Consider the following 6,303-nt stretch of genomic DNA (forward strand, 5'->3'; position numbering starts at 1 on the left):
CGCGGCGTTGAGGCTTTAGAAAAACCCCGCTGACGGCTACGTTTTGATAGGATCGAGAAAACGAGGAGTGGTCAGCATGCCGCGCTTCAAGGCTTATAATGCTGAGGAGCTTGGCAACAAGCTGCTTCAATCAGTCAAAGAGATGAAGGCGGGCAAAACCGCACGGGTTAGTCATGTTGAGCCTAATGAGGTGGCAGAGGCGAGAGGGAAAACTGGCCTTACGCAGCGAGAGTTTGCCGAGGTGTTGCATATTTCTCCGCGTACGCTTCAGGAATGGGAGCAGGGGCGGCGTAAGCCGTCTGGGCCAGCCCAAGGCATTAATCGAAATTGCTTTTCGTCATCCTGAGGTCATTCGTGAGGATTTCGGGCTTAGGCGCTAACAAGCCTCTTCACGGTAAAATTCTCGTATATCCTTATCAAAGAACCACAGGCCGATTTGAGGGCCTTAGCGTAAACCACCACCCTATGCACCCATCAGGAGCTAATATGTGGGACATGAAACCCAATATACCTCTGGCTGTACAGCTGGCTAAAAGAGATGTGCCTGCTCTGGTTTACGATGCGGTGAATCTGGAAGGCGTTGCCATGACGCTGCCTGAGGTGCAGACCATTCTGGATGGTATTACCGTAGGTGGGCATCGCATCAGCGATCAGAACATGGCGATTAACCAAGCCAAAGCGTGGGCGTTCATTTTTGATTTGGTCGAGCAGGGTGAGTTTACATTCGACAAAAAAACGGCTCTGAGTATTCACGAGATCGCCGGAAAAGAAGAAGCGTTAGAGTGGGGTAAATTCCGTTCAGGTTATGTCACTATCGCTGGCTCTGATTATGAGCCGCCTGCTCCCGATGAGTTGGATGCAACATGGCGAGAAGTGGAGCAACAAGTCTACAGTGAGGCTGATGTTCACGATCAGGGCATCACGGCATTTTTACAAATGGCTCGCGCTCAGTTTTTTTGGGACGTCAACAAGCGCACTGGCCGTTTCATGATGAACGGTATCTTGTTGGCTAACGGCTTCCCGGTGATCAACGTGCAAGCGAAGCGGCAGCAGGAATTTAACACCTTGATGCTCGATTTTTATTCATCGAACGATATGCGAGCGATGAATACATTCCTACGAAGCTGTTTAGATGAAAAAATTATTCGTAACTTCACGCTAGGCCTCAACATGGGTTAGCACGGGGGTTAATAATGAGCACCCAAATTTAAAAGGCAATCCACCCTACCATGACCCGCAAAACCCTAAGCCTCAAAACCAAAAGGCCACCAGAGCCCAAACCCACCAACGAAGCCGAAGAACAAACCACCAACGACCCATTAACACGCTTCCTCAACGGCACTGCCATCCATCCTTCCCCACGCCTGTATCTAGCGCCTAGCGATCAACCGCGCACCGTGCGGGCGATGGATTTGATCACGCCCATTGGCATGGGGCAGCGGGGCTTGATTGTGGCACCGCCCGGTTCTGGCAAAACGACGCTGTTAAAGCATATCTGCCAAGCCGTGGCAGAGGCTTACCCGGATATAAAACTTTACGCCTTGCTGATTGATGAGCGTCCGGAAGAAGTCACCGATTTTAAACGCAGCGTCTCGGCGGAAGTGCATGCCTCGTCGTCCGATGAAAGCTACGCGCACCATGTGCGGATGGCCGATCAACTGCTGGATAAAGCGCGTCAGCAGGCAGGCGAGGGGTACGATGTGATGATCGTGATTGATTCACTCACCAGGCTTTCGCGGGTTCATAATGCCGAGCAGCGGGGCAATCGGCGCACGATGTCGGGTGGGCTGGATGCCCGGGCGATGGAAATCCCCCGCAAGCTGTTTGGCGCGGCGCGAAAGATCGAAAACGGCGGCTCGCTCACCATTCTGGCCACCGTGCTGGTGGATACGGGAAGCCGTATGGATCAGGTGATTTTTGAGGAGTTTAAGGGTACGGGCAATATGGAGCTGGTGCTATCACGGGACGTGGCGAATCAACGAATTTTCCCGGCGATTGATATTGCCAAAAGCAGTACCCGCCGAGAAGAGCTGTTGGTCGATGCAAAAGATATTGAAAAAGTAAGGACACTGCGCAGAGCGTTAACACCGCTTAAGCCCATAGAAGGCGCGCAGAAGCTGCTTGCACTGTTAGAGAAATACCCCACGAATGCCGAGCTGTTGGATGCTTTTTCGCCCGCTGAGTAGAGGTGAAGCTCACCCTTGTATTCTTAAAGGTGAGCTTCTTGGTGAACGCTTAACGGCTGCTTTTTTTAACGTGGTTCAAGTTAGACGCGGGCACGGCTTTTTTAACCGGGAAGCCTTCTACTTCTTTGCGCTCAATCGTGTTTTTCAAGCGCGTTTCAATCGCACACAGGTTTTTAAAGTCGCTGATATCGACCAGCGAGATGGCTTCACCGGAGGCACCCGCTCGGCCGGTGCGGCCAATGCGGTGGATGTACTCTTCCGGCTGGAAGGGTAAATCGTAATTCACTACGCGGCTGAGTTCGCCAATATCCAACCCCCGCGCGGCGACGCCCGTAGCTACTAGGTACTTCAGTTCGCCCGATTTGAACTGATCCAACACCTTTTCGCGCATGGCCTGGCTTCTGCCGCCATGGATGGAATCCGCTTGAATACCGCGCTTTTCCAACTGAGCCACCAGCTTGGCCGCGCTGTGCTTTTTCTCGACAAAAATCAGCGCCTGATCCCACGCTTGCTCAGTGATTAGGTGGCTCAACAGGGCGGACTTGGTGTCTTTGTCGACTGTGATCAGCCACTGTTTGATGGTGGCGGCGGCGCGGACGTTGGGGGTAATGGAGATGTTCGCCGCCATGTCGGTCATTTTGCTGTCTGAAAACGCGTGGGCGATGGCGCGCACGTCGTTGGTCATGGTGGCCGTGAACAGCAGGTTCTGTCGGTTCTCCGGCAGGCGCACAATGATTTTGTGGATATCATCGACAAAGCCCATATCGACCATTCTGTCTGCTTCGTCCAGCACCATGACTTGCAGTTCATCAAAGTGCAGCGCGCGCTGATGCGCCAAATCCAGCAGCCTGCCCGGTGTGGCGACCAGAATATCCACCCCTTCGATTAAGCGCTCTTTTTGCGGAGCGGTATCTACACCGCCATACGCGGCCATTGAGGTGAGCGGGGTATGCTTGGCGTATTGCGCCACGCTGGCTTCCACTTGAACCGCCAGCTCGCGGGTGGGCACAAGGATGAGTGCGCGAATGCGTTTACCGCGCAGCGGCTCTGCTGCCTTGCTGAACTGTTCCAGCAGCGGCAGCACAAAAGCAGCGGTTTTGCCCGTGCCGGTTTGTGCGGTGGCGATTAAATCTTTGCCCGAAAGAATGGCAGGAATCGCTTGCTCTTGGATGGGCGTTGGCGTTTTGTAACCGAGTTCGGTAATTGCCTGAACGAGAGGGCTGGATAAGCCTAGTTTTGAAAAGGGCATGAGAAGCTCTGACAGAGTGTCGTAAGGGGTGTCGAAAATAAAAAGTGGTGCAGCATAGCGTAAAATCAACCGTTCGTTGCTCGAATACGCGTTTATTTCCCTCCAACCTTTCCCCCGTACCCCCATCCCCACAAGGTATAATCCCCTCATTCACCCAGAAGCTCACGCTTGCCGGGTTTGTTATCAGTCTGTTTTGCGTCATCTGTTACTGAGCAATAGGGGTAGTGGTCCATGATTAACACCAAAATTTACAAGGCAGTATACGAACTCGCCGAAAAGCTGATGAAGGCCGCTGCTAAAGATGACCGCGCCACCTTTGAAGCGCTGTATGCTGAGTTGCAGGCGATCTGCACCGAGCACGAGAACACCGAGAAAGACCACCCGGAGCAGTGGGAAACCCTGGCCGACTTCACCGAAGAGCTAGAAGACGCGCTGCCCATCTACCAACAAGCGCTGGATAAAGCGGTGGCCAAGCAGTCGAACGACCACATTGCCTCGATTGGTTTTTCCATGGCGGCACTGCAAGTGGAGCTGGGCGACACCCAGGCGGCGATTGAACGCTTGCAGCAGGCCCAGGCCAGTGCCCACACTATTGAAGATAACGAACTCAAAGCAGAAATTGATGAACTGCTGGCAACATTAACTACCGGTTAGGAACCTGATTTTGACCAACAACGATATTTTTCGCCGTATTCGCTACACCTTTGATTTAAAAGACAACACCATCGTGGATATCTTCGCGCTGGCAGAAGTGCCCGTTACCCAGCCGCAGGTCACCGCGTGGCTGAAAAAAGACGAAGACGACGCCTTCGTCACGATGAAGAACCGCGAGCTGGCCGCGTTCTTGAACGGTTTTATCAGCTTTAAGCGCGGCAAGCGTGAAGGCCCACAGCCTGCGCCAGAATCGCAGTTGAACAACAACATGGTGTTCCAGAAGCTGCGCATTGCGCTGAATATGAAGGCCGACGATGTATTGGAAGTGTTTGAGCAGGTGGGGCTGCCGCTAAGCCATCATGAGCTCAGCGCGTTTTTCCGCAAGCCGAGCCATAAGAATTACCGTGAGTGTAAAGATCAGATGCTGCGCAATTTCCTGATGGGCATTCAACTTCAGCTGCGTCCGAACGATAAAGGCTAAGCAAGGCCCTCGCGCTTCACACACACGAAGATCGCATTGCCTGAGACGTTATCCCAGGGCGTGATGGTCTGGTAATCATGCTCAAACACGTGCACCTCGAAGGTAGGCTCCAGCAGGGCGATAAGTTCGCTAAAGCTGACCGCCACCATGGGGTGCTCGTCGTTCCACACCTGCGTTGTGCCTGCCTCTGTTTTCTCAATGCTCAGCCGTAACGACTGCCGTGCCCCTTGCCCGCTGTAGTGCCACCCCGAGCGGAAGGTGAACGCGGCGTCTGCCTGTTTAGCCGTGTGCTTAACGAATAGATCGTTATTAATGCGCTGCTTATCTACCCCGTTAAAGCAGAGCACGCCGCCTGCGTTTAAAGCGCGGTGGGCGCTGGCAATACAGGCGCTTAGCTTCTCTAGGCCATCGCTGTAGTGGATGGAGTAAAGAAAGCAGGTGATGAGATCCAGCGGTTCGTCGACCTCAAAGCTGCTCATATCCTGCAATGAGAAGTGCGCCTCTGGACAGCGTTGGGCGGCAATATCCAACATCGGTTGGTTAATATCCAACCCGCTGCTGGTGTACCCAGCATCCAGAAAATAACGCACATGAGGGCCGGTGCCGCAGGCTACGTCCAGATGGCGTTTGCCTTCGTTACCAAAAATTTGGTGCAGGCGACGAACAGCGTTGCTTTGGGCCTGGTAGTCGATGTCGACGCACATCAAATCGTAGTAGCCAGAAAGGTCGGTGTAGAGTGCGTTGACGGACATAGTGGCCTAATGGTGAGGGCTGAAATAAATTGGGTGGCGCATAGTAAACGAGCAGTTGGGGTTTGAGAAGCGAGTAGAAGAGCTTGGTATCACTAAGACGCTAAGCGCATGGCAAAGCCAATCATTAGGGTGCCAAACACCCAGCGTTGTAACACTTGCCTTTTAGGGTGAGCAGAAAGCCAGCGCTGTAGGCTTGTACCCAGGCAGACGTAAAGTGCGTCATAGATAAGTCCGACCCCCACCAGCAAGGCTCCAAGTAGCATGAACTGAAGCGCTATGTTTCCGTGGTCCGTGTGTACAAACTGGGGGAGTAATACCGAACAAAACAGCAGCGATTTTGGATTCAGTAGGTTAGTTAATAAGCCTCGCCGCGCCGATATGAGATAGCTGTCAGTGAGTGAAACGTGCGAGTGATGCGTAGTGGCATGTTGTTGGCGACGAATCAGCTGTATGCCTAATGCAATAAGATACGCCGCACCCAAGTAGCGGATGAGGTCAAATAACCATGGGGCAGCACTCAACATCGCGGCCAAGCCTATGCCCGCTAACGTGACATGAATACCCCGTGCTAGCGCTAAGCCCAGCGAGGTCGCTAGACCTTGTGCGCGTCCTAATGTGCTACTGGTATGCAGGACTAACAACATATCAGGGCCAGGGATTAGGTAAACAATGGCTAAGGCGCTAATAAAAATACCGATTTCCATGGTCATTCTCTCGCTGTGATGGAGCGTGTTGTCAGTAGGAGCATGGTACCTTTAAAGGAGTGAGTGATTTCTTGCTATTTACGCTGATAAAGCGTTCGCTATTAGTGTTTTGTGCCTATTAGAAGCGGGGAAAAGATGGCTTATGCCCGGCGGATGCAGACTCTGAGTGCAACACACTCATTGGATGGTTGATGGGCTTGCATGGTACTTGGCCATCAGCTCGCTCATCACTTCTATCGGACATTTAAATCCAAAGCGTTTTCGAGGTCGCATATTC

Annotated in this window: 8 protein-coding genes; 5 read left to right on the forward strand and 3 right to left on the reverse strand. The window is 52.8% G+C overall.

Features of this window, described 5'->3' with window-relative positions:
• Window positions 1-76 precede the first annotated feature (76 nt).
• The 3 genes from R0J87_RS13250 to rho all read left to right on the forward strand — a co-directional run bounded on the left by R0J87_RS13250 (window position 77) and on the right by rho (window position 2,186).
• A complete protein-coding gene (locus R0J87_RS13250) occupies window positions 77-346 on the forward strand; it encodes a helix-turn-helix domain-containing protein (RefSeq protein ID WP_498886687.1) in 270 nt (89 codons plus the stop codon).
• Window positions 347-486: 140 nt separating this feature from the next.
• Window positions 487-1,179: a Fic family protein gene (locus R0J87_RS13255; protein ID WP_498886689.1), complete on the forward strand. Its 693-nt coding sequence runs from the start codon at window positions 487-489 to the stop codon at window positions 1,177-1,179.
• Between the two features lie 50 nt (window positions 1,180-1,229).
• Window positions 1,230-2,186, forward strand: a complete 957-nt coding sequence (gene rho / locus R0J87_RS13260) for a transcription termination factor Rho (protein WP_498886691.1) — start codon at window positions 1,230-1,232, stop codon at window positions 2,184-2,186.
• A 49-nt stretch (window positions 2,187-2,235) separates the two neighbouring features.
• Here rho and R0J87_RS13265 read toward each other — a convergent pair whose 3' ends face one another.
• Window positions 2,236-3,435, reverse strand: coding sequence for a DEAD/DEAH box helicase (locus R0J87_RS13265; RefSeq protein ID WP_498886693.1), 1,200 nt, complete (start codon window positions 3,433-3,435; stop codon window positions 2,236-2,238).
• A 231-nt stretch (window positions 3,436-3,666) separates the two neighbouring features.
• Here R0J87_RS13265 and R0J87_RS13270 point away from each other — a divergent pair, with 231 nt between their 5' ends.
• Both R0J87_RS13270 and R0J87_RS13275 read left to right on the forward strand, forming a co-directional pair.
• Window positions 3,667-4,089, forward strand: a complete 423-nt coding sequence (locus R0J87_RS13270; protein WP_498886695.1) for a tetratricopeptide repeat protein — start codon at window positions 3,667-3,669, stop codon at window positions 4,087-4,089.
• 10 nt (window positions 4,090-4,099) lie between these two features.
• Entirely contained in the window at window positions 4,100-4,570 is a 471-nt protein-coding gene (locus R0J87_RS13275) for a YehS family protein (protein WP_188640221.1), read from the forward strand.
• Here the strand turns inward: R0J87_RS13275 and R0J87_RS13280 are convergent.
• Together R0J87_RS13280 and R0J87_RS13285 are read right to left on the reverse strand one after the other, a co-directional pair.
• Window positions 4,567-5,322 (reverse strand): class I SAM-dependent DNA methyltransferase, encoded by a 756-nt coding sequence (locus R0J87_RS13280; protein WP_498886697.1) that lies wholly within the window; start codon window positions 5,320-5,322, stop codon window positions 4,567-4,569. The genes R0J87_RS13275 and R0J87_RS13280 overlap by 4 nt on opposite strands.
• Window positions 5,323-5,414: 92 nt before the next feature.
• On the reverse strand, window positions 5,415-6,026 hold the full coding sequence (locus R0J87_RS13285) for a LysE family translocator (protein WP_498886699.1): 612 nt from the start codon (window positions 6,024-6,026) through the stop codon (window positions 5,415-5,417).
• Window positions 6,027-6,303: the final 277 nt, after the last annotated feature.

The sequence above is a fragment of the Halomonas sp. SIMBA_159 genome (genome assembly GCF_046536035.1).
GTDB classification, from domain to species: Bacteria; Pseudomonadota; Gammaproteobacteria; order Pseudomonadales; family Halomonadaceae; genus Vreelandella; species Vreelandella venusta_A.

Bases quoted from the DNA above. Each gene is read 5' to 3' on its own strand.
- R0J87_RS13250 (WP_498886687.1), top strand. From the start codon at position 77: ATGCCGCGCTTCAAGGCTTATAATGCTGAGGAGCTTGGCAACAAGCTG.
- R0J87_RS13255 (WP_498886689.1), top strand. From the start codon at position 487: ATGTGGGACATGAAACCCAATATACCTCTGGCTGTACAGCTGGCTAAA.
- rho (WP_498886691.1), top strand. From the start codon at position 1,230: ATGACCCGCAAAACCCTAAGCCTCAAAACCAAAAGGCCACCAGAGCCC.
- R0J87_RS13265 (WP_498886693.1), bottom strand. From the start codon at position 3,435: ATGCCCTTTTCAAAACTAGGCTTATCCAGCCCTCTCGTTCAGGCAATT.
- R0J87_RS13270 (WP_498886695.1), top strand. From the start codon at position 3,667: ATGATTAACACCAAAATTTACAAGGCAGTATACGAACTCGCCGAAAAG.
- R0J87_RS13280 (WP_498886697.1), bottom strand. From the start codon at position 5,322: ATGTCCGTCAACGCACTCTACACCGACCTTTCTGGCTACTACGATTTG.
- R0J87_RS13285 (WP_498886699.1), bottom strand. From the start codon at position 6,026: ATGGAAATCGGTATTTTTATTAGCGCCTTAGCCATTGTTTACCTAATC.